Annotated in this window: 22 protein-coding genes and 1 tRNA gene; 13 read left to right on the top strand and 10 right to left on the bottom strand. The window is 73.1% G+C overall.

All coding sequences use genetic code 11. The annotated features are described in order from the left end of the window. Positions 1–116: 116 nt before the first annotated feature. Together ACFOW4_RS22600 and ACFOW4_RS22595 are read right to left on the bottom strand one after the other, a co-directional pair. Complete coding sequence (locus tag ACFOW4_RS22600) at positions 117–1,097, bottom strand: DUF4352 domain-containing protein (protein WP_377530884.1); 981 nt, start codon at positions 1,095–1,097, stop codon at positions 117–119. Between the two features lie 217 nt (positions 1,098–1,314). Next, entirely contained in the window at positions 1,315–1,971 is a 657-nt protein-coding gene (locus ACFOW4_RS22595; RefSeq protein ID WP_377530882.1) for a 4'-phosphopantetheinyl transferase, read from the bottom strand. 249 nt (positions 1,972–2,220) lie between these two features. Here ACFOW4_RS22595 and ACFOW4_RS22590 point away from each other — a divergent pair, with 249 nt between their 5' ends. Further along, entirely contained in the window at positions 2,221–2,490 is a 270-nt protein-coding gene (locus ACFOW4_RS22590) for a hypothetical protein (RefSeq protein WP_377530879.1), read from the top strand. A 53-nt stretch (positions 2,491–2,543) separates the two neighbouring features. On the opposite strand, the gene ACFOW4_RS22585 is transcribed toward ACFOW4_RS22590, so the two are convergent. From ACFOW4_RS22585 to ACFOW4_RS22575, 3 genes are all read right to left on the bottom strand, one after another. Further along, positions 2,544–3,326, bottom strand: a complete 783-nt coding sequence (locus tag ACFOW4_RS22585; RefSeq protein WP_377530878.1) for a peptidase — start codon at positions 3,324–3,326, stop codon at positions 2,544–2,546. Positions 3,327–3,328: 2 nt separating this feature from the next. Further along, positions 3,329–4,582 (bottom strand): VWA domain-containing protein, encoded by a 1,254-nt coding sequence (locus ACFOW4_RS22580; protein ID WP_377530876.1) that lies wholly within the window; start codon positions 4,580–4,582, stop codon positions 3,329–3,331. Positions 4,583–4,940: 358 nt separating this feature from the next. Further along, the gene (locus ACFOW4_RS22575) at positions 4,941–6,653 is read right to left on the bottom strand and encodes a dolichyl-phosphate-mannose--protein mannosyltransferase (protein ID WP_377530874.1); all 1,713 of its coding nucleotides are present in this window, start codon (positions 6,651–6,653) and stop codon (positions 4,941–4,943) included. A 93-nt stretch (positions 6,654–6,746) separates the two neighbouring features. Between ACFOW4_RS22575 and rsmI the strand changes: the two genes are divergently transcribed. After that, the gene (gene rsmI / locus ACFOW4_RS22570) at positions 6,747–7,586 is read left to right on the top strand and encodes a 16S rRNA (cytidine(1402)-2'-O)-methyltransferase (RefSeq protein WP_377531706.1); all 840 of its coding nucleotides are present in this window, start codon (positions 6,747–6,749) and stop codon (positions 7,584–7,586) included. Between the two features lie 24 nt (positions 7,587–7,610). Here rsmI and ACFOW4_RS22565 read toward each other — a convergent pair whose 3' ends face one another. Further along, the gene (locus ACFOW4_RS22565; RefSeq protein WP_377530871.1) at positions 7,611–8,594 is read right to left on the bottom strand and encodes a hypothetical protein; all 984 of its coding nucleotides are present in this window, start codon (positions 8,592–8,594) and stop codon (positions 7,611–7,613) included. A 148-nt stretch (positions 8,595–8,742) separates the two neighbouring features. Here ACFOW4_RS22565 and metG point away from each other — a divergent pair, with 148 nt between their 5' ends. Then, positions 8,743–10,545 carry a methionine--tRNA ligase gene (metG, locus tag ACFOW4_RS22560; RefSeq protein WP_377530869.1) on the top strand — a complete coding sequence of 601 codons (1,803 nt, stop codon included), beginning with the start codon at positions 8,743–8,745 and terminating at the stop codon, positions 10,543–10,545. A 76-nt stretch (positions 10,546–10,621) separates the two neighbouring features. On the opposite strand, the gene ACFOW4_RS22555 is transcribed toward metG, so the two are convergent. Next, the gene (locus tag ACFOW4_RS22555) at positions 10,622–11,473 is read right to left on the bottom strand and encodes an alpha/beta fold hydrolase (protein ID WP_377530866.1); all 852 of its coding nucleotides are present in this window, start codon (positions 11,471–11,473) and stop codon (positions 10,622–10,624) included. 123 nt (positions 11,474–11,596) lie between these two features. Next, entirely contained in the window at positions 11,597–12,844 is a 1,248-nt protein-coding gene (locus tag ACFOW4_RS22550; RefSeq protein WP_377530864.1) for a hypothetical protein, read from the bottom strand. A gap of 146 nt (positions 12,845–12,990) precedes the next feature. On the opposite strand from ACFOW4_RS22550, the gene ACFOW4_RS22545 reads away from it, so the two are divergent. The 7 genes from ACFOW4_RS22545 to ACFOW4_RS22515 all read left to right on the top strand — a co-directional run bounded on the left by ACFOW4_RS22545 (position 12,991) and on the right by ACFOW4_RS22515 (position 19,128). Next, on the top strand, positions 12,991–13,890 hold the full coding sequence (locus ACFOW4_RS22545) for a TatD family hydrolase (protein ID WP_377530862.1): 900 nt from the start codon (positions 12,991–12,993) through the stop codon (positions 13,888–13,890). Positions 13,891–13,975: 85 nt separating this feature from the next. After that, complete coding sequence (gene rsmA, locus ACFOW4_RS22540; protein WP_377530860.1) at positions 13,976–14,845, top strand: 16S rRNA (adenine(1518)-N(6)/adenine(1519)-N(6))-dimethyltransferase RsmA; 870 nt, start codon at positions 13,976–13,978, stop codon at positions 14,843–14,845. 9 nt (positions 14,846–14,854) lie between these two features. Then, positions 14,855–15,019, top strand: a complete 165-nt coding sequence (locus tag ACFOW4_RS22535; protein ID WP_377530858.1) for a hypothetical protein — start codon at positions 14,855–14,857, stop codon at positions 15,017–15,019. Further along, positions 15,016–15,966, top strand: coding sequence for a 4-(cytidine 5'-diphospho)-2-C-methyl-D-erythritol kinase (locus ACFOW4_RS22530; protein ID WP_377530855.1), 951 nt, complete (start codon positions 15,016–15,018; stop codon positions 15,964–15,966). The genes ACFOW4_RS22535 and ACFOW4_RS22530 overlap by 4 nt, the downstream gene beginning before the upstream one ends. A gap of 147 nt (positions 15,967–16,113) precedes the next feature. Further along, a complete protein-coding gene (locus tag ACFOW4_RS22525; protein ID WP_377530853.1) occupies positions 16,114–17,919 on the top strand; it encodes an ABC-F family ATP-binding cassette domain-containing protein in 1,806 nt (601 codons plus the stop codon). Between the two features lie 101 nt (positions 17,920–18,020). Next, on the top strand, positions 18,021–18,476 hold the full coding sequence (locus ACFOW4_RS22520; protein WP_377530850.1) for a DUF4383 domain-containing protein: 456 nt from the start codon (positions 18,021–18,023) through the stop codon (positions 18,474–18,476). 175 nt (positions 18,477–18,651) lie between these two features. Next, positions 18,652–19,128: a DUF4383 domain-containing protein gene (locus tag ACFOW4_RS22515; protein WP_377530848.1), complete on the top strand. Its 477-nt coding sequence runs from the start codon at positions 18,652–18,654 to the stop codon at positions 19,126–19,128. A gap of 30 nt (positions 19,129–19,158) precedes the next feature. On the opposite strand, the gene ACFOW4_RS22510 is transcribed toward ACFOW4_RS22515, so the two are convergent. Beyond that, positions 19,159–19,839, bottom strand: a complete 681-nt coding sequence (locus tag ACFOW4_RS22510; RefSeq protein ID WP_377531705.1) for a TetR family transcriptional regulator — start codon at positions 19,837–19,839, stop codon at positions 19,159–19,161. Positions 19,840–20,066: 227 nt separating this feature from the next. Next, positions 20,067–21,032, bottom strand: coding sequence for an acyl-CoA desaturase (locus ACFOW4_RS22505; protein WP_377530846.1), 966 nt, complete (start codon positions 21,030–21,032; stop codon positions 20,067–20,069). A 280-nt stretch (positions 21,033–21,312) separates the two neighbouring features. Here ACFOW4_RS22505 and ACFOW4_RS22500 point away from each other — a divergent pair. The 3 genes from ACFOW4_RS22500 (at position 21,313) to ACFOW4_RS22490 (ending at position 24,064) form a co-directional block, all read left to right on the top strand. Further along, positions 21,313–21,384: transfer RNA gene (locus ACFOW4_RS22500), tRNA-Gln, on the top strand. 109 nt (positions 21,385–21,493) lie between these two features. Next, entirely contained in the window at positions 21,494–23,026 is a 1,533-nt protein-coding gene (gene glmU / locus ACFOW4_RS22495) for a bifunctional UDP-N-acetylglucosamine diphosphorylase/glucosamine-1-phosphate N-acetyltransferase GlmU (protein WP_377530843.1), read from the top strand. A 57-nt stretch (positions 23,027–23,083) separates the two neighbouring features. Continuing rightward, entirely contained in the window at positions 23,084–24,064 is a 981-nt protein-coding gene (locus tag ACFOW4_RS22490) for a ribose-phosphate diphosphokinase (RefSeq protein WP_377530840.1), read from the top strand. Positions 24,065–24,162: the final 98 nt, after the last annotated feature.

The raw sequence follows: 24,162 nt of genomic DNA, 5'->3' as shown, positions 1-24,162 counted from the left end.
CCCGCTGGCGCCTCTCGCACGCCGGTGGGTCGGCAGCGGACGGAGGAGACCGGCCTCGACTCCGACACGCGGGCGGTATGGGCGGGGTCGGCCGGAAGGGCCGACCCCGCGCGACGTCACGGCTTCCAGGATCCGGCGGTCTCGAAGAGGTGCTGGTACTCCAGCACGCCGCTGGTGTTCGGCACGTCGAAGACGACGCTGCCGGTGCGCTTGGTGCCGGTGGAGAGGTTGTTGCCCGCCGACAGGGGCTTGCCGCAGCCGGAGAGGGCCCCACCGATCGCGTTGGTCTCGGTGCCGTCCTGGGCCACCCACTGGAAGAAGAGCGGGTTGATCGACCCTCTGCCCTTGGTGACCTTCACTGTGACGGTGGCGATCACGTACATGCCCTCGTCCGGCTTCAGGCCGTAGGACTTGCACGCCTTGGTCGAGGTGCTGAACTTCGTCACGGTGATCTCGACGGTGCCGTCACTGTCGTCGATCACCAGTGTCTCGCCGACCGACATGTCCCGCGTCTCGCCGCTGGCCGCCGAGGGCTCGGCCGGGGAGGGCGGCGTCTTGCCGCCCGGCGTCTGACCGACGCTCCGGGTCACGGCGGGGGTGGGCCTGGCCTCCACCGCCTGCTCGGCGGCCCGGTTGAAGCCGATGACCGCCGCCACGATGCCGCCGGCACAGCAGAGCAGGGCCAGCACCGCGGCGGTGACCGCGACGACCACCACGGTCTTCTTGGAACCCTGCGCCGGCGCGGGCGTCCCGGCGAGCGGGTAGCCGGGTGCGCCCGGGCCGTAGCCCGGCGTGCCCGTCTGCGCCCCGGGGCCGGCGGCGGGGTACGAGGTGCCGGCGAACGGCGGCTGCGGCCAGGGCTGCCCCGGCACGGCCTGCTGCGGCGGGGCGGCGTACGGCGGCTGCGACGCGCCGGCGTAGGACGGATCGGGAGTGCTCGCGAACGGCGGCTGCGGTGGGGCGGAGACCGGCGGGTGGGGGACCGTCGGGTCGGTGGCCGAGCGTGGCTGCGGTGTCGCTGGGACTGCCTGCGTCGGCGGCTCCGCATTCGGCTGTTGGGGGTCGTGCGGCCCGGCGGGGGGCTGGGGGTGGGTCACCGTACTCCTTGACTTCGGCACACGCGGTTCTCCGAACCCGCCGACGCTACCGTGCGCCACGGACCAGCCGACCGTCGCGCTGGACGCCGTCCCACCGCTCCGGCCGGGCCGCGCCCGGCACGGTCGTCGGTGGACTGGGGCAGCACCGGTGGCGCGACGTCGGGGTGACCGATCCGGACCAGTCCGATCCGGTCCGGCGCCACGGGCTCCTGACGAGTCAGCGGGGAGTCAGGATCGCGGCGGTGCGGACGAGCCCGTCGGCGAGCGCGAACCTTCCGGCCACTGTGGCCGGTGGATCGGCGACGGTCGCCGCGTCGAGCCGGGCCGGCGCGATCCGCGCGGTGAACGTGCCGGCGTCCGCGTCCACCTCCACCCGGGCGTCGTGGAAGTCGAGCCAGCTGCCGACGACGGGATGCCATACCTTGTAGACGGTCTCCTTGATGCTGAAGAGCACCACCGGCCAGAAGGTCCCGCCGGGCAGCCGGGCGCAGTGCTCCTCCTCCTCGGGCAGCAGCACCAGTCGGCGTACCCCGGCGTTGAGCTCGCGATGCCGCTCGGCGTCCATGCCGACGGACCGGATGTCGGCGCGGCGGGCGACGGCGGCCGCGCAGTAGCCCTCGGTGTGGGTGATGGCGCCGACCAGGCCGGCCGGCCAGACCGGCGCCCGGTCGGCGGCGGCCGGCACGGCCGCCGGTGGCAGACCCAGCCCGGCCATGGCCCGGCGGGCGCAGACGCGCCCGGCGGTGAAGTCGCGCCGGCGGCTCGCCACGGCGCGCTCGCCGAGGCAGGCCAGCTCGGCCGCCAGCAGATCCCCGGCCCAGTCGTCCGGCCCGGCGACGGCCACCGCGACGGTGGCGGGTAGCAGGTCACGCATCGGCGCCTCCCCCGAGGTACGCCCGGACCCGGTCCTGCTCGGCCGCCGGCCGCCCTGTCCGAACCGGCCGCCACGCTGTGACCTGGCGAACCGTCAATTTTCCGACTGCCATGGGGGGTGAAAGTACCGCAAGGATGTAACGCCGGAGGGTTCCGAAGCGCTTCCCGGTTGGCACCGGGGAGGCGAGCATCATTCGCTCGGCCAGGCACGGCAGTCGCCTGTCCGACCAGTATCTGGAGAGGACGTGCGATGACCGAAGGCGCGGAACCGCCCGGCGCACGGGTCGACGAACATGTCCCGACGACGCCCGGCTGGAGCTGTGGCTCCTGCGGCGAGGAGTGGCCGTGCGCGACCAAGCGCAGCCGGCTGCTGGAGGAGTACGGGGTCGACCGGGCGATGCTCAGCGTCTACCTGGGCTCGTGCCTCGCGGCCGCGTCCGAGGATCTGCGCAGCACGCCGGTGACGTCGCTGCAGGACCGGTTCATCGGCTGGTTGCCGCGCGGCCCACGCCGCGGCTGAACGCGCCGGTGGCCGCCGCCGGTCGGCGGCGGCCACCAGGGCGGTCGTGCGGGTCAGGCGCGCCGGGGGCGCCGGGTCAGGCCGAAACCCACCACGCCGGCGACGGCGGCCAGCACGCCGCCGACGCCGGTCCAGATCCATCGCGAGCCGAGGTTCGGGAGCCAGTCCGCGGCGGAGTCACCCTCGTCGTCGGCGTCCGGGTCGGCCGGCGGTACGGCGTTGAGCACCGAACCGGCCCTGGTGTTCGGCACCAGGGGCGCGGCCAGCTCGCCGTCGTCGGCCGAGGCACTCCGGTCGTCGACCGTGCCCACCAGCAGGTCCACGTCGATCGGTGCGCCCAGGTCGGGCTCGGGCAGGTCGACCACGGAGAGTCGGACGACGTAGGTGCCGGGCAGCGGATCGGCCGACCAGGGCTCGGCCCACGGCCGCACCTCGCGCAGCGTGCAGCCGAGCGCCACGTTCGCCGCGGAGGCGTCCACGGCGGTCGTCTGTGCCCCCGCCGTGCACGCCTGCCGGCGGCGCAGTCCGTCGAAGACGTCTACGGTCCAGGTGGAGGCGCCGCTGCGGGCCTTGGGGAAGGTGACGGTGGCGCTGATCTCGTGCACCTGGCCGGCCCTGGCCGTGAACGACCAGTAGAGGTGGTCGCCGGTGGAGGCGTCCACCCGTACCGGTTGCCCGGCCGTGATCGGCGTGGCGGTGAGGAACGACGTACCGGCCCGGGTGACGGGCGTGGCCCCGGGGGAGGGGGTGGGGGCGGCGACGGCCGTCGCGGGCAGCAGGGCCGGCCCACCGGCGACGAGCAGCGCCGCCAGCGATCTCAACAGTGCGGTACGCATCGTCAGTTCTCCCTCCACGTGGCTACCCACCAGCGGGTGACCAGGCCGGCCAGGGTGAGCAGGGCGAGCAGCACCCAGCCGCGGCCGAGGTCCGGGCCGTCGGGCGCCGGGGCGGCGGCCACCACGTCGACGGTCAGCTCCACCGGCATGCCGGGGCGCACCGCGGTGCCCGGGCGCGGCGCCAGGGAGTTGCTGACCACCAGGCAGACCGTGGCCGGCTCGACGGCGGTCCGCTCGGTCTCGTCGGCGTCCTCGTCGTCGGCCGTGGCCGACCAGCGCAGCCCGGCGGAGATCACGTCCGCGCGGCCACTGTCCGCGTCGGCGCCGCGGACCAGTTCCCGGCCGTCGGCGGCGGTGGCCCGCAGCAGGACCCCGTAGTCGCGGTTCACCGGCCGGTCCAGCGACATGCTGACCGACGCACGCAGCTCCTGCCCCGGGCGTACCGGCACGCGGTACCACCGGTGTTCGGAGAACGCCTCACGGTCGCTGTAGACGCCGGGGGCGAGCAGCGGCGCCGAGTCGCAGGCGCTCGCGCCGCCGACCACGGTCGGAGTCCGGGTGTACGTGTCACCGGCGCGCTCGACCAGCTGCTTGATCCGGTCGGTCAGCTCGTCGGCGCTCTGCGCCGCGGTGTAGGTGCCGCCGGTGGCCCCGGCGATGCAGAGCAGCTGCCGGCGGACCTTCTCGTCCGGCGCCAGGCCGAGCGTGTCGACCACCAGGCTGGTGCCCTGCGCGGCCAGCTCGCGGGCCACCTCGCACGGGTCCGGCGGGGCGCAGGTGTCCTCCCCGTCGGTGATCAGCACGATCCGCCGCGTGGTGGACCCGGTGCCCAGGTCCTGCGCGGCGGACCGAAGGGCGAGCCCGACCGGCGTGAACCCGGTCGGGCGCAGGGTGGCCACGGCGGCCTTGGCCCGGGTCCGGTCCACCGGCCCGACCGGGACGATCTGCTGGGTGTCCTGGCAGCCGACCTTCTTGTCCTTGCCCCGGTAGCTCGCCCCGAGCACCCGGATGCCGAGCTGGGTCTCCTCCGGCAGGGCGTCCACCACCTCGTTGAACGCCTGCTGAGCCACCGAGATCCGGCTGCGTCCGTCGATGTCTGCCGCCCGCATCGAGCCGCTGACGTCGAGCACCAGCTCGACCCGGGGTGGCTCGGCCGTCGGCTCCTCGTCCGCCGCGGCTGCCGGGACCGGTCCGGTCAGCGCGGCGGTCGCCAGCAGTCCGAGCAGGACGGCCGCCGATCGTCTGAAGTTGATCACGGCCCGCAGTGTAGTGAGATCCACATTAGATGATCATCCGGGTGCCGACCGGACACCGGGCACACCGCGGGCGAGGCGATCGACGGGGTGCCGCGGACCCTCCGGACATGGCCTCTGGGCAGCGCAGGGTCCACGCCGGGTCACCCACGGTCAACGGCCGGAGAGGGAGCGTCGTCCCGGTTGCCATCCGTCGGAAATCTGACCCAAGTCGACCCGTTGTGCCGGTGGTACGCGGTGGTTAAGCTCTTCATGCGCGCCCCAATCGCCCGCTTCCCCCGTGGCAGGCGATCGGGGCGCGCACCTATGTGAATCGGGCCCGCACGCCATGGCGTGCGGGCCCGATCTCGTCGGTTCGCGGTCAGATCCAGCGGCCGTCCAGCCACATCCGGGCCGACCATTGCGCGTACGGCATCAGATGGCCCACGAAGATCGGATAGAAGTACCCGAAGCAGAGCGCCACCAGCAGCACGTACGCCCCGGCCGCCACGCTGCCCACCAGGCGGCGTTCGTAGCCCGCCTCGCCGGGAGTGAGCGCCCGCACCTCGCCGACGTCCGCACCGGCCGGAGCGATCAACGCGCCCAGCACGTACACCACGGCCAGCACCAGGAACGGCAGCGCCGGCGCGGCGTAGAACGAGAACATCGTCCGGCCGTCGAGGGCGAACCAGAACCAGGGCAGCAGCCCGGCCGCCACGCAGAGCAGGATCGCGCCGGCCCGCCAGTCCCGTCGGGCCGCGCCCAGCCAGGCCAGCGCCACCAGGGCGGGCAGGAACGACCACCAGAGCAGCGGCGTGCCCAGCAGCAGGATCTCCGAGGCGCAGCTCGGCGCGCCGCAGGAGCCCGCGCCGGACCAGTAGAACGCCACCGGTCGGCCGAGCAGCAGCCACTGCCACGGCCACGACTGGTACTTGTGCGGGTCGTCCAGCCCGGTGTGGAACCCGTACGCCGCCCGGTGGTACTCGAACAGGTTGATCAGCGGACCGACCACCGGGGCGTCACTCAGCGGCGCGTTCGGGTAGGTCGACGCGAGCCGGTAGTAACCGTCGTCGCTGAGCAGCCAGCCGGACCAGGTGGCGACGTAGGTGAGCACCATCAGCGCGCCGGCCAGCACCAGCCAGGGCAGCTCGTCGAGCAGGGCGTCCCGCCACGGTCGGCGGACCCCGGCCGAGCGGCGGACGCCGACCTCCCAGAAGAGCACCAGCAGCGCGAAGGCCGGCAGGAAGTAGAGGGCACTCCACTTCACCGCGCAGGCGCAGCCGAGCAGCACCCCGGCGGCCAGCCGCCACCACGGCCAGGTGCGCCAGCCGGTGGGTGGTCGACCGGCCGGACCGGGTCGGGTCGGATCGAGGCCGGCGTCCAGCGCCCGCGCCCAGCGGCGGCGCCGGGCGTCCCGGTCCAGCACCAGCGCGCCGAACGCGGCCAGCACGAAGAAGAGCAGGAAGATGTCGAGCAGCGCCGTGCGGGAGAGCACCAGGTGGAAGCCGTCCAGGGCGAGCAGCAGGCCGGCCGCGCAGCCCAGCACCGTGGAGCGGAACATCCGCCGACCGATGCGGACCAGCAGCAGCACCGAGAGGGTGCCGACCACCGCCGCGGAGAACCGCCAACCGAACTCCGGCGCGGTGGTCATCAGGTGCCCGGGTACGGAGATCTTCGACTCCGCGTCCTGGTAGCCGAAGGCCCACTCCCCGAGGCCGATCAACCACTTGCCCAGCGGCGGGTGCACCACGTACGACGGGCCGTTGTCCTTGTAGTTCCACTCGACGCCGCGGTCGACCAACCCCCACGCGTCCTTGGCGTAGTAGGTCTCGTCGAAGATCTTGCCCTTGGGGCCGGACAGGCCGACGAAGCGCAGGATCGCCGCGATCGCCACCACCACGGCGGTGGCGAGCCAGGAGTTCCGGTCGAGCCGGGCGTCGACGGTGCTGAGCCGCCGACGGACCACCCCGGCCACCCCCGAACCGTCGGCGGGGGCCGGCACCGGCCCCGGGTCGGAGCGGTGGTCGCCCGCCGTCACCTCGATCGAATCGGCGGGGTCGGCGCTCGCGCTGTGTGCTGTCGACGCACTCGTCACCCGGCGATCGTAGGCTGCGAAGGTGCCCGGTGGCGCCCGTCGTCCCCAATAGCGGTACGCCCTGTCGATGAAGGAGACCATCTCGTGGGTGAAATGTCCGAGGCCGGCCGCCTGATCCTGCTCGGCGCCCCGCTCGGCAACCCCGCCGACGCCTCGGCCCGGTTCCGGGAGGTGCTGGCGAGCGCCGACGTGGTGGCCGCCGAGGACACCCGGCGGCTCACCCGGCTGGCCCGGGACCTCGACGTCACCGTCGGTGGGCGGATCGTCTCGTACTTCGAGGGCAACGAGGAGCGGCGGACCCCCGAGCTGGTCGAGGTGCTGCTCGGCGGTTACACGGTCGCGCTCGTCACCGACGGGGGAATGCCGAGCGTGTCCGACCCCGGCTACCGACTGGTGCGGGCGGCACTGGAGGTCGGGGTGCCGATCACCGTCGCTCCCGGGCCGAGCGCCGTGACCACGGCGTTGGCCGTCTCCGGGCTGCCCTCCGACCGGTTCTGCTTCGAGGGGTTCCTGCCCCGCACTCCCGGCGCCCGGCGGTCCCGGCTGCGCGCGCTCGCCGCCGAGGAGCGCACCCTGATCTTCTTCGAGGCGCCGCACCGGATCGGCGCGGCGCTCACCGACCTGGCCGGCGCGTTCGGGCCGGACCGCCCGGCAGCGCTCTGCCGGGAACTGACCAAGACCTACGAGGAGGTGCTCCGCCGGCCCCTCGGCGAGCTGGCCCGCTGGGCCGCCGAGGGGGAGCCGCGCGGGGAGATCACCCTGGTGGTGGCCGGTGCCCCGACGAGCGCGCCGGAGCGCCCCGACGACGACACCCTGCGGGCCGCCGTCGCCGAGCGGGAGGCGGCCGGCCGGTCGCGCCGCGACGCGATCAGTGACGTGGCCACCGAGTACGCCATGCGGCGCCGGGACGTCTACACGATCGTCCACGCCTGAGGCCGCACCCGATCCGTCGGCGGGTCACCAGGCGGCGGCGAGAAAGCCGAGAGTGATCAGGGCCGGCCCGGCGAGGGCGGCGGTCACCGCCCAGCGGCGGTTCCGCCGGCCGGCCAGCCGGGTCGCGCCCGTCCACCGGGCGATGCCGAAAGCGCAGCCCAGCACCACCAGCAGGCCGGGCAGCCAGCGCAGGTGCCGGCCGACGCCGGTGTCGGCGTACGCGGTGCCGCCGTCCGGGCCGGTCATCCGGGCCGGCAACGCCGTGCCGGGCGCGTCGCGCCCGGCGGGCACCCCGCTGACCCGTACCCCGTGCGCCAGGAACCGTCCGTCGTCGGCGGCGAAGATGCCCCGGCACCGCTGGGTGAGCCCGCCGCCGGTGCAGTCGTCGATCACCACCGTGCCGGTCCGGGCGTGCCCGACGGCCAGCCAGAACGGGCCGGCGCTCACCCAGGCGAAGAACGACGCGACCAGGCTCAGCACCAGCAGCGCGGCGAGCCCGGGCAGCGGGTCCGGCGGATGGGTGGGCCGGGCCGGCCGGCGCCGCGCCTGCTGGTCGGCGGTCCGGTCCCGCTCCTGCGGTGTCTCCTCCCGGACCGGGGTGCCGTCCCAGTGCACCTCCTCGATCGGTGCCCAGGAGCCCGCGTCGTCCCCGGGGGTACCCCCGTCCGGGGCTCGGCCGCGACGGTGCCGGCGGTTCTGCTGCCGGACCGGCACCCGGCGGGGCAGCGCGTCCACCGGTGCGCCGGTGGTCGTCTCCACCTCCACCACGGAACCGGCCTGCGTCGTGGCGTCCTGCGCCGCGGCCGGCGGGGCCGCACGGGTCGGAGTGGGTGACGGCCGGGTCGAGCCGTCCCGCATCGGGTCGGTGCCGGGCACCGGCCGGGGCTGTGGCGCCACCGCCCCGCCCCGGGGGCCACCCGGGGCCGGGCCGGCGTCGTCGCCGGCCGCCGGCCCGGTGGGACGGTCGTCGTGGTCCCGGGCCGCTCCTCTGCCAGTCACGACGCTCATTGCACACCGGTGCCGGGGGCGGAGCGGGCAGCCGGGCCGCGTGTCGGCGACAAATCGGACCAATGGGCGAGGTGGTCGGGCCGGTCCGCCGGCCCGGCACCCCCATTGGTTCGCGGTCGCCCGAGGCAGGTCAGTAGGCTTGCTGCTCATGAGTCACGTTCTCGCGGCAGTGGCCTGGCCGTACGCCAACGGCCCACGCCACATCGGCCACGTCTCCGGTTTCGGCGTTCCCTCCGACGTCTTCGCCCGGTACATGCGGATGGCTGGCCACGACGTGCTCATGGTCTCCGGCACCGACGAGCACGGCACCCCGATCCAGGTGCAGGCCGACGCCGACGGGGTCACCCCCCGGGAGCTGGCCGACCGGTACAACCGGGTGATCGTCGAGGACCTGCACGGCCTGGGGCTCTCCTACGACCTCTTCACCCGCACCACCACCCGCAACCACTACGCCGTGGTGCAGGAGTTGTTCGAGGGGATGTACCGCAACGGCTACATCGTCCCGAAGACGACCATGGGCGCCATCTCGCCGTCCACCGGTCGTACCCTGCCCGACCGCTACATCGAGGGCACCTGCCCGATCTGCGGGTACGACAGCGCCCGCGGCGACCAGTGCGACAACTGCGGCAACCAGCTCGACCCGATCGACCTGATCAACCCGAAGTCGCGGATCAACGGGGAGACCCCGAAGTTCGTCGAGACCGAGCACTTCTTCCTCGACCTGCCGGCCCTGGCCGACGTGCTGCGGCAGTGGCTGGACACCCGGGAGGGCTGGCGGCCCAACGTGCTGCGGTTCTCCCGGAACCTGCTCGACGACCTCCAGCCCCGGGCGATCACCCGGGACCTGGAGTGGGGCGTGCCGATTCCGCTGGACGGCTGGCGGGACCGGTCGGACAAGCGGATCTACGTCTGGTTCGACGCGGTGATCGGCTACCTGTCGGCCTCGATCGAGTGGGCCCGCCGCTCCGGCGACCCCGAGGCGTGGCGGCGCTGGTGGTCCGCCGACACCGAGGGCAAGGACGCCCTCGCCTACTACTTCATGGGCAAGGACAACATCGTCTTCCACTCGGTGATCTGGCCGGCGCTGCTCTCCGGCTACTCCGGTGCGGGCTCGCGGGATGGCGAGCCGGGCGACCTGGGTCGGCTCAACCTGCCCACCGAGGTGGTCTCCAGCGAGTACCTGACCATGGAGGGACGCAAGTTCTCCTCGTCCCGCAAGGTGGTCATCTACGTCCGGGACTTCCTGGAGCGCTACGACGCCGACGCGCTGCGCTACTTCATCGCCGCCGCCGGCCCGGAGAGCAACGACACCGACTTCACCTGGGCCGAGTTCCTCCGCCGCAACAACGACGAGCTGGTCGCCGGTTGGGGCAACCTGGTCAACCGGTCGGTCTCGATGGCGGCCAAGAACTTCGGCGCGATTCCGCCGATCGACCCGGCGGGGCTCACCGAGGCCGACGAGGCGCTGCTCGCGGTGGCCCGGGCCGGCTTCGCCACGGTGGGTGACCTGATCGGCCGGCACCGGCAGAAGCAGGCGATCGGCGAGGCGATGAAGGTCGTCGCCGAGGCCAACCGGTACCTGTCCGACCAGGCGCCGTGGAAGCTCAAGGACGAGGCCGACAAGCCGCGGATGGGCACCATCCTGCACGTCGCCCTGCAGGTGGTCAGCGACGCCAACACGCTGCTCACCCCGTTCCTGCCGCACTCCGCGCAGAAGGTGCACGAGCTGCTCGGCGGCACCGGCGTGCACGCTCCGATGCCGGTCATCGAGCAGGTGGACGACCTCGACGGCGGGCCGGCGTACCCGGTGCTGACCGGGGACTACACCGTCGGCGCGCGCTGGGAGTCGGTGCCGCTGGAGGTGGGCCGGCCGCTCGCCGCGCCGAAGCCGGTGTTTCGCAAGCTCGACCCGTCGATCGTCGACGAGGAACTGGCCCGGCTGGCCGGCTAGGCACGCGACGGACGCCGGCGCGGCCCCGGGGAACCCCCGGGGCCGCGCCGCACCCCGCCGACCGGCCGGCGGCGAGTCAGCGGCCGGCCATGGCCGGCTGACGGATGAAGTCCATGATCGCCTTGTTCACCTCGTCGGCATGCGTCCACGGGATGCCGTGCGGGGCACCCTGCATGTAGATCCAGTTGGCGCTCGGCAGCAGCGGGCCCAACCGGACGCCGGTCGACGGCGGCGGCAACACCCGGTCCTGGTCGCCCTGCATGATCAACAGCGGGACGTCGATGTTCGGCAGGTCACCCCGGAAGTCCTCGAGCCAGGAGTTCACCGCGTCGTGGGTGGCCTTGCCGGAGGCCATCGCGCCGATCTGCCAGTGCGCCCGGTACGCCTCCTCGCTCACCCGTTTGCCCATGTTCTGGTCCGGGTTGAAGAAGTCGTTGCAGAACGACGTCAGGTACGCGAACCGGTCCTTGATGATGTTCTGCTGGATGCCGTCGAAGATGCTCTTGTCCACGCCCTCCGGGTTGTCCTTGGTCTTCAGCAGGAACGGCGCGAGAGGGCTGAGCAGGACGGCCTTGCTGACCCGCTGGGAGCCGTACTGGCCGAGGTAGCGGGTGACCTCGCCGGTGCCCATCGAGTGGCCCACCAGGATCACGTCGTGCAGGTCGAACTCGCTCATCAGCACGTCGAGATCGGCGGTGAAGGTGTTGTAGTCGTAGCCGAACGCCGGTTGGGCGGAGTTGCCGAAGCCGCGCCGGTCGTAGGTGATCGTTCGGTATCCGGCGTTGAGCAGCACGTGTACCTGCTTCTCCCACGTCGCCCCGTTGTACGGGAAGCCGTGGATCAGCACGACCGGCTGACCGGACCCGTGGTCCTCGTAGTACAGGTCGATGGGCGCGGAGTTCTCCGTCCCCACGGTGATGAAGGGCATGTGGATCTCCTGATCGTGGGAAGTTGGCCGCTCCGCGCTTTCCCACGTCACCCGGCGATATGCCGCCCGCGCGCCGGTCTGGGCTGACCGGCCCCGCCAGGAGAGATCTGGGACCGACCCGCGTCACAGCACGTACCGGCTGTCCAGCACCTGGTCGTCGGTCACCTCGGCGCCCGGCGCCCAGGTCTCGTAGACGCCGCGGTCGTGGCACTGCGCCCCGGTGACGGCCACCGCGTCCGGATCCGGGTGCCGCAACCGCAGCCGCAACCAGCCGGCTTCCTCCCGCAGCACCACGCACGGCACGCCCCGCCACCGCGCGAACCGCACCCGCCGGGCCACCGCCTGCACCGGGTAGCGGGCCGCCCGGGTCATCGCCAGCACCCGGAACCCGCCGGGCAGGTCGGCCACCGCCTCGTACTCACCGTCGCCGTGGATGCCGACCAGCTGGGTCGAGCGCGGCGCCTCCCCGGTCGGCACGTACTCCTGGTCGGGGGAGAGGCCCGGCGCCGCGGCCAGCAGGTGCCGCCACTGCGGGCCGACCATCCGCAGCCAACCGCGCTGCTCGGCCTGATAGGTGTAGAGCACCACCTCCACGCCCTCCGCCGGGTAGGCGATCAGGGCGGCGTTCGCCGGCATCGGCAGGTCCGCGAAGTCCCGGGTGACGAACTCCGGAATGAGTTGACCGTTGCTCGGCACGAAACCGGTGCCCAACACGGGCGGACCCAGCCGGTCCCGGGGCGCCAGCGCGGTCAGCCCGCGGTGCTCCGCACCCACCGGCACGTCGTAGTCGCCCGGGTCGGCGGCCCGCCAGCGCAGCGCGTACGCCACCTCCAGGCTGTCCCGGTCCACCTCGCCGTCGGTACGCAGCAGCGCGGTCGCCGCGGGCGTACGCAGGTGCGCCACGTCGTGCTCGCGGTAGCAGAAGCCGTGCGGCAGCCAGCCCCGCACGTACCCGGCGAGCTGCCGCGCGGAGAGCACCTTCACCATCCGCGTGCCCCGCCGCACCGCCGCAGAGGCGCGGGCGGCGGCCAGCAACGGGTCACCCGCCGCGTCCGGCTGCTGGCTGAGCTGGTGCAGCTGCGCCCAGCCCCGCTCCCGGTGCACCGGCACCATCAGCGGCGCCTCCGGCTCCTCGGCCGGCTCCGTCGCGCCGTGCACCGCCGTCACCTCGGTGACGTGCACGAACCGATGCCACGGCAGTGCGCTGCCCGGCCGGGGCGCCCACTCGAAACCGGGCACCTCGTCCGCGCTGAACAACTCGTACGCGGCACCGCGGGCGATATCCTCGGCCGGGTAGACGGCGCCGCCGTACGCCACCCGCAGCCCGGTCCGCTCGCTGGCGGCGCCGCTCGCCTGCGGCGTGACACTCACGCCGCCGCTCCGCTTCGCTGCGCGCCGGCGCGAGACGCCACGCTGCCGTGCCCGATGGTTCGCTCGCTCACGCCGTGACCGTAGAGTCGCCCGGCGTAGCCGAGGTGAACGTCGGGTGGCGGCCGGATGGACGCGGCCGGTGTGTGATGCTGTCGACGATGACCGAGTCGACTGAGACCCGCCGCGAGCGTGCCGCCCGGCGGGCCGGAGAGTTCCCGCCCGCCCCCGAGCCGCTGCCCCGGCCGGTGCTGGACAGCCACACCCACCTGGACATCACCGTCAGCGAGGCCGGCGTGCCCGGTGGCGGGTCGGCGGACGACCCGATCGCCACGGCGATCGCACTGGCCACCGGGGTCGGCGTCGACCGGCTGGTGCAGGTCGGCGTGGACGTCGCCTCGTCCCGCTGGGGCGCGGACACCGCCGACCGTCATTCCGCCGTGCTGGCCACCGTGGCCCTGCACCCCAACGAGGCGCCCCGGCTGGCCGACCTCGACGAGGCGCTGCGCGAGATCGAGGCCCTCGCCGCCCGCGACCGGGTCCGGGGCGTCGGTGAGACGGGGATGGACTTCTTCCGTACCGGCGACGAGGGCCGCGCCGCCCAGGAGGAGAGTTTCCGGGCGCACATCGCCATCGCCAAGCGGTACGGCAAGGCGCTGGTGATCCACGACCGGGAAGCGCACGCGGACGTGCTGCGCGTCCTCGACGACGAGGGCGCCCCGGACACCGTGGTGCTGCACTGCTTCTCGGGCGACGCCGCCTTCGCCGCCGAGTGCGTCCGCCGGGGCTACCTGCTCAGCTTCGCCGGCACGGTCACCTTCGCCAGCGCCGCCGCGCTGCGCGAGGCCGCCGCGCTCACCCCGGTCGACCAGCTGCTGGTGGAGACGGACGCCCCGTACCTCACCCCGACGCCGCACCGGGGCCGGCCGAACGCCTCGTACCTGATCCCGCTGACGGTGCGCGCGCTGGCCGCCACCACCGGCACCGACCTGGAGGAGCTGTGCGCCGCCATCTCCGCCACCGGCGACCGGGTCTTCGGCCCGTGGTGAAAGGAGGGGCCCCTTCTTATCGCCTGGCGTTGTACAGGGGCCCCTTGCTAACCGGCGGCGGGCGGCGGCGCATACGCTCCTCCGCATGACCGGTCTCCTCGGCCCGGCGGAGATCCGGGAGCTGGCCGCCCGGTTGGGCGTTGCGCCCACCAAGAAGCTCGGCCAGAACTTCGTGCACGACCCGAACACCGTCCGGCGCATCGTCACCACCGCCGGGCTGGCCCCGGACGACGTGGCGCTGGAGGTCGGCCCCGGGCTGGGCTCGCTCACCCTGGCCCTGCTGCCGGTCGTCGGCCACGTGCACGCCGTGGAGATCGACCCGGTGCTCGCCGGTGCCCTTCCGGAGACCGCCGCCCGGCACGCCGGGCCGGACGCCGCCCGGCTCACCGTGCACCGCGCCGACGCGCTGCGCATCCGGGCCGCCGAACTGGCCGACCCGGCGCCCACCGCGCTGGTGGCGAACCTGCCGTACAACGTCGCCGTGCCGGTCGTGCTGCACCTGCTCGCCGAGCTGCCCACCCTGCGGCAGGGGCTGGTGATGGTGCAGAAGGAGGTCGCCGACCGGTTGGTCGCCGGCCCCGGCTCCAAGGTGTACGGCATCCCGTCGGTCAAGCTCGCCTGGTACGCCCGCTCCCGGGCCGCCGGCCGGGTGCCGCCGAACGTGTTCTGGCCGGTGCCCAACGTCGACTCCGGCCTGGTCGCCTTCACCCGCCGGGAGCCGCCCCGCACCGACGTACCCCGGGAACGGGTCTTCGCCGTGGTGGACGCGGCGTTCGCGCAGCGCCGCAAGACCCTGCGCGCCGCGCTCGCGGGCTGGGCCGGCGGCGCGGACCGGGCCGCCGCCGCGCTCACCGCCGCCGGCGTCGACCCCGGCGCCCGGGGCGAGTCACTCACCGTCGAGCAGTTCGCCGCCATCGCCGCGTCGGCCCCGGCCCCCGCGCCGGCCGCCCAGTAGGCTGGCGCCGTGCCCGCCATTCGGCACTACTGGCGGATCGAGCCGGATCCGCTGCACGTGTACGCGTACGACCTGGTCGACGGCCGGTACGAGCTGGCCGCCGACTCCGCCGAGGAGCTGACCGTGACCAAGCCGTTCGACATCCGCCTGCACGTTCGGGACATCACCCCGTGACCGAGGCCTGGCGCGGAGACGACGAGGACGAGCGGCGGGCGGCCAGCGGGCCGGTCAAGGTCCGGGTGCCCGCCAAGGTCAACCTGCACCTCGGGGTGGGCCCGCTGCGCCGCGACGGCTACCACGAGCTGAACACCGTCTACCACGCCATCTCCATCCACGACGAGCTGACCGCCCGCCGCGGTGACACGCTCACCCTGACCATGGAGGGCGAGGGCACCGGCGAGCTGGCCCTGGACGACACCAACCTGGTCATCCGCGCCGCGCACGCCCTCGCCGGCTACGCCGGGGTGCTCCCGCACGCCCGGCTGCACCTGCGCAAGCAGATCCCGCTCGCCGGTGGGCTGGCCGGCGGCAGCGCCGACGCGGCCGCGACCCTGGTCGCCTGTGACGCGCTCTGGGGCACCGGGCTGTCCCGCGACGAGTTGGGCGGCATCGCCGCCGACCTCGGCTCCGACGTGCCGTTCCTGATCCACGGCGGCACCGCGCTGGGCACCGGTCGCGGCGAGGCGGTCAGCCCGGTGCTGGCCCGCCCCACGTCCTGGCACTGGGTGGTGGCGATCGCCGACGGCGGTCTGTCCACGCCGGCCGCCTACCGTGAGCTGGACCGGCTGCGCGAGGCCGACGCCGCGGGCGCCCCGCTGGGCAGCACCGACGCGCTGCTGGGCGCGCTGCGTCAGCGCGACCCCCGGGTGTTGGCCGCCACGCTCGGCAACGACCTCCAGGACGCCGCGCTCGCCATGCGCCCCGCCCTGGCCGACACCCTCAAGGCCGGCGAGGCGGCCGGCGCGCTCGCCGGCATCGTCTCCGGCTCCGGCCCCACCTGTGTCTTCCTCACCACCGACGCCGCCGAGGCTTACCGGATCGCCGCCGAGCTGACCGCCGCCGGGGTGTGCCGGGAGGCCCGGCTCGCGCACGGCCCGGTCGCCGGCGCCCGGATCGTCTGACCGCCCAAGATCCACCGCGCACGGCCGAGTCGCCGTCGGGGGCCGTGCGGGCGCGCGGCGCGGGTGGCCGGAGGGTCCGCGTACCCTTGGGTCAGGCGTCCAGGTGCCCGCCGGCACCCGGACGCCTTGATCATGGAGGGTGGGAGCGTGGCCAACATCGTCAACCTGGACCGGGTGTCCAAGGGGTACGGCGCAGCCGGGCCGCTGCTCACCGACGTCTCCCTCGGGCTCGACGACGCCGACCGGATCGGCGTGGTCGGCCTCAACGGCGCCGGCAAGTCGACCCTGCTGCGCCTGCTCACCAAGCAGGAGGGGCCCGACGACGGCCGGGTCACCCACCGCCGCGACCTGCGGGTGGCCTGGCTGCCCCAGACGCTCCAGCTCGCCCCCGACGCCACCGTCCGGGACGTGGTGCTCGGCACCGCCTGGCTGGACCAGAGCATGGGCGCCGAGCACGAGTGGGCCGGCGACGCCGGCGTCCGCGCCATCCTCGACGGCCTCGGTATGCCCTACCTCGGCCTGGACCAGCCGGTCGGCCCGATGTCCGGTGGTGAGCGGCGCCGGGTGGCCCTCGCCGCGCTGCTGGTGCGCGAATCCGACCTGCTCATCCTCGACGAGCCCACCAACCACCTGGACGTCGGCGGCGTCGACTGGCTGGCCCGCCACCTGGTCGCCCGCCGGGGTGCCCTGGTCGTGGTCACCCACGACCGGTGGTTCCTCGACGCCGTCTGCACCACCACCTGGGAGGTCGCCGACCAGGTCGTCCGCGCGTACGAGGGCGGCTTCGCCGCGTGGACCCTGGCCCGTGCCGAGCGCGAGCGGGTCGCCGCCGCCACCGAGGCCCGCCGGCAGAACCTGCTCCGCAAGGAGATCGCCTGGCTGCGCCGTGGCCCGCCCGCCCGTACCTCCAAGCCCCAGTTCCGCATCGACGCGGCCAACGCGCTGATCGCCGACGTGCCGCCCGTGCGCGACACCATGTCCCTGCAACGGATGGCCACCTCCCGGCTCGGCAAGCAGGTGTACGACCTGGAGCACGTCGACCTGCACGCCGGCCCCAAGGAGATCCTGCGCGACCTCACCTGGCAGGTCGGCCCCGGCGACCGGATCGCCATCCTCGGCGCCAACGGCGCCGGCAAGACCACCCTGCTGCGGATGCTCGCCGGCGTCAACCGCCCCGACGGCGGTCGCCTCGTCACCGGCTCCACCGTGCGGCCGGCCTTCCTCTCCCAGGAACTCGCCGAGCTGCCCGGTCACCTGCGCGTGCTGGAAGCCGTCGAGGAGGTGGCCCGCCGGGTGCAGCTCGGTGACCGGGAGGTCTCCGCCGCCCAGCTCGCCGAGGTCTTCGGCTTCGACGACCGGCGGCTCTGGACGCCGGTCAGCGACCTCTCCGGCGGCGAGCGCCGCCGGCTGCAGATGCTGCGGCTGCTCGCCGGGGAACCCAACGTGCTCCTCTTCGACGAACCCACCAACGACCTGGACACCGACACCCTCGCCTCCCTGGAGGACCTGCTCGACTCCTGGCCGGGCACGATCATCGTGGCCAGCCACGACCGCTACCTGATCGAACGGGTCACCGAATCGGCGTACGGGATGTTCGGCGACGGGCGGCTGGTGCACCTGCCCGGCGGCGTCGACGAGTACCTCGCCCGGGCCGCCGAGCGCGGCGGGCCGACCCCGTCCGGCGCCACGCCGGCCGCCGGACCGGCCACCCCGACGGCGAGCGGCATGTCCGCCGCCGAGGCACGCCAGGCCCGCAAGGAGCTGTCGCGGCTGGAGCGCCAGCTCAGCAAGTCCGACCAGCAGGAGAAGGCCCTGCTCGACCAGCTCGCCGCCAACGCCACCGACTACGCCCGGGTCGCCGAGCTGGACACCCAGCTCAAGGACCTGCGCGCCGAGCGGGAGCGGATCGAGGAGACCTGGCTGGCCCTGGCGGAGGACCTCCCCGAGGGCTGAGCGACGCGTGGCGTCCGCCCCGGGGCCCCGTGTGCGGCGTCACACCGCCACATGCGGGACAATCGTCGGCGACACCTCACCCCACGGCGTTGGAGACTCAGATGGCCCACACCCCCGTCAACCACCCCGCGCGGCCGATCTACCGGGCGATCGGCGGGCTGACCGGTCTGTACCTGGTGGTCTTCGGTGTGCTCGGCATCATCGCGAGCGCCGGCAACGAGGTCCTCGCGCAGGACGACACCCGGGTCTTCGGCCAGGGCACCAACCTCGGCTTCTCGCTGCTCTGCGTGCTGCTCGGGCTCGTCGTGCTGGCTGGCACCGCGCTCGGCCGCAACATCGACGTGGCGATCAACCAGTGGCTCGCGTACGTCCTGATGGTGGTCAGCCTGGCCGGGCTGGCGTTCATCCGGACCGACGCCAACATCTTCAACTTCAGCATCACCACGGTGATCGTCGTGATGGTGGTCGCCCTGGTGCTGCTGATGGTCGGCATGTACGGCAAGGTCGGCTCGGAGGAGGAGTCGGAGGCCTGGCAGAAGGCTCGCCTGGTCCTCTGATCCTTCCGTTCCTCTCGCTTACGGGTTTTCGCCGGAGCCCGAGCTGCTCCGGCGAAAACCCGTGCTGGTCCAGCCCGTGGGCGGACCCCGGCCGGCTTTGGGGTTCGCCTGACATGTCCGGTTGATCCGGGTGACAATTCCTTCCGACCGGACAATCGGGCGGAGGGATCAGGGCATGCCGCACTTTCCCGTGAACCATCCGGCTCGGCCGCTCTACCGGGTCCTCGCCGGGCTGATCGGGCTCTACATCCTGGTCTTCGGCGTCTGGGGCGTCGCCGAGACGTTCGGGGACCCGCTCTTCAACCGCGGCAGCCACTGGGCCCTCGGGCTGCGGACCAACCTGGCCTTCTCGCTGGCCTCGGTGGTCTTCGGCATCGTCCTGATCATCGGCGCCTCCCGGCGGAGCAACCTCGGTCACTACATGAACCTGACCGCCGGGGTGGTGTTCCTCGTGACGAGCATCATCATGATGTCGGTGCTGCAGACCGAGGCGAACTTCCTCAACTTCTCGATGTCGACGGTCCTCGTGTCGATGGTCTTCGGGCTGATCCTGCTCGGCACCGGCCTCTACGACAAGGTCGGTAGCGCGGAACTCGCCGCCGAGGAACGCCGCAATCGCCACCACCCGATCTCCGAGGTACACAGCCGCTGAGCCCGCCGGTGCCGGCCCGCGGCGGCCGGCTCAGTGTCGGCGGGAGGTGATCAAGGTCGGCTTCGCCTCCAGGTGCGACAGCCCGTTCCAGGCCAGGTTGACCAGGTGCGCGGCGACCGTCTCCTTGCGCGGCTTGCGTACCTCGAGCCACCAGCGGCCGGTCAGCGCCACCATGCCCACCAGCGCCTGCGAGTACAGCTCGGCCAGCTTGGGGTCGTACCCCCGGCTCTTGAACTCGGCGCCCAGGATGTGCTCGACCTGGTGCGCCACGTCGTTCATCACGCTGCTGAAGTTGCCCGTCGCCGACATCAGCGGCGACTCGCGGACCAGCACCCGGAAGCCGCTGGTCTCCTCCTCGATGTAGCCGAGCAGGGCCATCGCCGCCTGCTCCAGGAGCTCCCGGGGATGCCCTGCGGTCAACGCCGTGGTGATCCGGTCCAGCAGCGCCCGGACCTCGCGGTCCACCACCACCGCGTACAGGCCCTCCTTGCCGCCGAAGTGCTCGTACACCACCGGCTTGGAGACCTTGGCCCGGGCCGCCACCTCCTCGATGGAGGTGGCGTCGAAACCACGCTCGGCGAAGAGTTGCCGGCCGATCGCGATGAGCTGCTCCCGCCGCTGCGCCGCCGACATCCGTACCCGGGACGTGGGCTTGGCGGCCGGTGCGGGCACCGCCCGCCGTCGACCGCCACCATCGCTGACCTCGGCCATGTCGCCGCCTCGCTGGCGCTCGGTGACGCCCTGCCGTGGGATCGTGCCTCCGCTGTGCGCGTTCACGTGGTCGCCTCACTGGCCGGCGGTGTGACCGCCCCGCCGGGCCGTCCGACGGTACCCGGGTCGGGCCCGGCCCCTCGTTCGCCGTGCCGTCCGACGGTTGCCCCGCTTAGCTCGGTCACCCGGCCATCCTGCCAGGCGACCTCGCGGACCACTGCCCGGTTTTACCGGGGTGCGACCGGCTTCACCAGCTTCGCCGCCAGACGCTCGGGCTTCGGCCAGCGCACCTGCGACGCCGCGCCCGTCTTCTCGAACAGCCAGATCACCCGGGCCGAGATGTCGACCTGGCCGCGCAGCACGCCGTGCCGGGCGCTGGTCGGGTCGGCGTGGTGCAGGTTGTGCCAGCTCTCGCCGAACGACAGGATCGCCAGCGGCCAGAAGTTCGACGCCCGGTCGCCCTGACGCATGGCGAACGGTCGCTCGCCGTAGACGTGGCAGACCGAGTTGATCGCCCAGGTGACATGGTGCAGCAGGCCGATCCGGACCAGGCCGGCCCAGAAGAACGCGGTCAGCGCGCCCTGCCAGGACCAGGTCACCAGGCCGCCGATCAGGGCCGGGCCGAGCAGTGAGACGGACACCAGCACCGGGAAGAGCTTGTCCACCCGGTTGATGTCGCGGTCGGCGAGCAGATCCGGGGCGAACCGCTGCCGGTTGGACAGCTCGCGCCGGAACAACCAACCCACGTGGGCGTGGAACAGGCCCCGAGTCAGCGCCCAGAGGCTGGTGCCGAAGCGCCACGGCGAGTGCGGGTCACCCTCCAGGTCGGAGAAGGCGTGGTGACGCCGGTGGTCGGCCACCCACTGGATGATGTCGCCCTGCACGGCGAGGGAACCCGAGACGGCCAGCGCGACCCGCAGCCACCGCTTGGCCTTGAACGAGCCGTGCGTGAAGTAGCGGTGGAAGCCGACCGTGATGCCCAGCCCCGAGACCACGTAGAAGACCAGCCCGATGACCACGTCGGTCCAGCCCAGCCAGCCACCCCAGGCCATCGGTACGGCGACCAGCAGGGCCACGAAGGGGATCACCACGAAGGCCCAGAGGGCGGCCAGGATCCCGGGGGACTGGGTGCCGTCGGTGAGCGGTTTCGGGCCGGGGCCGGCGGCGTTGGGTTCCAGCAGAGCGGTGGACATGGCACCTCGCAGAGGGGACGGAAACGATCACGAAGCTACGCCTACGTCACCGTAACTTACGGGACCGTAGATCGCACGGGGAAGTTTTGAATGGCCCTCCGAAAGGCATGCTGACCTGCGCTTCTTCCCCCGTCGCTGGCGGCGGGAGCGGTGGCCCGGTGCAGCCGCCGAGCCGCGTTCCGACCGTCGCGGGAGGGGTGCTGGTCGCGTCGAGCCACGCCGGGTGATCACATAAGGGTGGGGCGCCCGCGGTGCGAGGCGCTAAGCTGTTGTGAAACTTTCGGCCGTGGTGTAATTGGCAACACCCGGGTCTTTGGTACCCGTATTTCAGGTTCGAACCCTGGCGGCCGAGCTGTCAGCAAAAGCCCGTTTTAGGGCTGGCTGGGGGTAACGCGCGAAGGCCCGGAGCGCCGTGGTTAGCATGGCCGCGAGACTGTCCGCGTCCCGACGGGAGCCACGCCGTGCCCCAGCCCCACCTCCGTACCGTCGTCGTGCTCGCTGCCGGTGAGGGCAAGCGGATGAAGTCGGCACTGCCCAAGGTGCTGCACCCGCTGCTCGGCCGGACGCTGCTCGGCCACGTGCTGAGCGCGGCGGCGCCACTCGCCGCGGACCGCACCGTCGTGGTGGTCGGCCACGGGGCCGATCAGGTCCGTGCACACCTCGGTGAGGTGGCCCCGCAGGCCACGCCGGTGCTCCAGGCCCAGCAGCTGGGCACCGGGCACGCCGTTCGCATCGCCCTGGACGCGGTGCCGGACACCGCCGGCACGGTCGTCGTGATCAACGGCGACGTGCCGCTGCTGCGCCCCGAGACGGTGGGCGCGCTGGTGGCGGCGCACGAGGAGGCCGGCGCCGCGGCCACCGTGCTCGCGGCGGAGGTGCCCGACCCGACCGGGCTCGGTCGGATCGTCCGGGACGCGGACGGCCGGCTGGAGCAGATCGTCGAGGAGCGCGACGCCGACGCGACGCAGCGGGCGATCCGGGAGATCAACGCCGGCATCTACGCGTTCGACGCCCTACGCCTGCGGCACGCGCTGAGCAAGCTCTCCACCGACAACGACCAGGGCGAGGAGTACCTGACCGACGTGTTCGGGCTGCTCGGCTCGGCCGGGGAGTCGGTGGCCGTGCACGTGGCCGTCGACCACGTCGAGACGCTCGGCTGCAACGACCGGGTCGAGCTGGCGGCGCTGCGCCGGCTGCTGCGCGACCGGGTCAACGAGGCGTGGATGCGGACCGGCGTGAGCCTGCTCGACCCGCACACCACCTGGATCGACGTGACGGTCGCGCTGGACCGGGACGCGGTGGTCGATCAGAACACCCAGCTTCGCGGCACCACGGTGGTGGGCGCGGGCGCGCAGGTCGGGCCGGACGTGACGCTGGTGGACACGATCGTCGGCCCGGGCGCGTCCGTGGTGCGTAGTCACGCCGTGGGCGCGGAGGTCGGCGCGGGCGCCAGCGTCGGGCCGTACGCGTACCTGCGGCCGGCGGCCCGGCTGGCCGACAAGGCGAAGGTCGGCACGTTCGTCGAGGTGAAGAACTCGGAGATCGGGGCCGGCTCGAAGGTGCCGCACCTGACGTACGTGGGTGACGCGACGATCGGCGAGCAGACCAACATCGGGGCGGCGTCGGTGTTCGTGAACTACGACGGTGTCAACAAGCACCGCACGGTGATCGGCAGCCACGCGCGGACCGGGGCGGACAACATGTTCGTGGCGCCGGTCGAGGTGGGCGACGGCGCGTACACGGCGGCCGGCTCGGTGATCGTGGACGACGTCCCGGCCGGGGCGATGGGCGTGGCCCGGGCCCGGCAGCGCAACATCGAGGGCTGGGTGGTGAAGCGGCGCGCCGGCACCGCGGCGGCGGAGGCCGCGCAGCGGGCCCGGGGCGCCGAGGGTGCGTCGGGTGCGGCCGGAGCCGCAAGCGACAGTGAGGCAATGCACGAGCGGGCGAAGCCAGTGGGCGGCGCGTCCGGCTCGGGAGATACTGCAACCGAATAGTCCCCGGCCCACCACCACCGCGCCGGGTACCACCGACAAACGGGAGCAGACGGGCCCATGGGCAGCATCGTCGCCGAAAACCGCAAGAGCCTGATGCTCTTTTCCGGACGTGGCTTTCCGGAGCTGGCCAGGGAGATCGGTGAGGTGCTCGGCGTCGCGCCGACGCCGGCCGACGCGTACGAGTTCGCCAACGGCGAGATCTTCGTACGCTTCAAGGACTCGGTGCGCGGGTCGGACGCCTTCGTGGTGCAGTCCGTGACGCACGGGGTCAACACCTGGGTCATGGAAACCCTGATCATGGTGGACGCGCTGAAGCGGGGGTCGGCCAAGCGGATCACCGTGGTGCTGCCGTTCTACCCGTACGCGCGGCAGGACAAGAAGCACCGCGGTCGGGAGCCGATCTCGGCCCGGCTGGTGGCGGATCTGCTGAAGACGGCCGGAGCGAACCGCATCCTCACCGTCGACCTGCACACCGCGCAGATCCAGGGCTTCTTCGACGGCCCGGTGGACCACCTCTTCGCGATGGACGTGCTGGCCGAGTACGTGGAGCGCAAGTACGCGGGCCGGCCGATGACCGTGGTGGCACCGGATTCGGGCCGGGTACGGGTGGCGGAGCGGTGGACCGACCGGCTGGGCGGCTGCCCGCTGGCGTTCATCCACAAGACCCGGGACCCGATGAAGCCGAACCAGGTCGTCGCGAACCGGGTGGTCGGCGAGGTCGAGGGTCGGGTCTGCCTGATCGTTGACGACATGATCGACACCGGTGGCACGATCACCGGAGCGGCGGACATCCTCAAGGAGTCCGGGGCGGCGGAGATCGTGGTGGCCTCCACCCACGCGCTGCTGTCGGACCCGGCCACCGAGCGGTTGAAGAACAGCCCGATCAGCGAGATCGTGGTGACCAACACCCTGCCGCTGACTCCGGAGAAGCAGCTGGACAAGCTGACCGTGCTGTCGATCGCGCCGCTGCTCGCGCGGGCGATCCGGGAGGTCTTCGACGACGGCTCGGTGACCACCCTGTTCGGTGGGCTGAGCTGACCGTCGCGCCGCGGTGAGTGCCGTTCCCGCCGGTCGACGCGCCGGTGGGAACGGCGGGGTGGGGACTGCCGGAAACCCCGGAATCCGCTCGGGTAGAC

It is taken from the genome of Micromonospora sp. GCM10011542 (assembly GCF_042650685.1).
GTDB lineage: Bacteria > Actinomycetota > Actinomycetes > Mycobacteriales > Micromonosporaceae > Micromonospora.
This window is presented reverse-complemented; position numbering and strand designations above follow the sequence as displayed.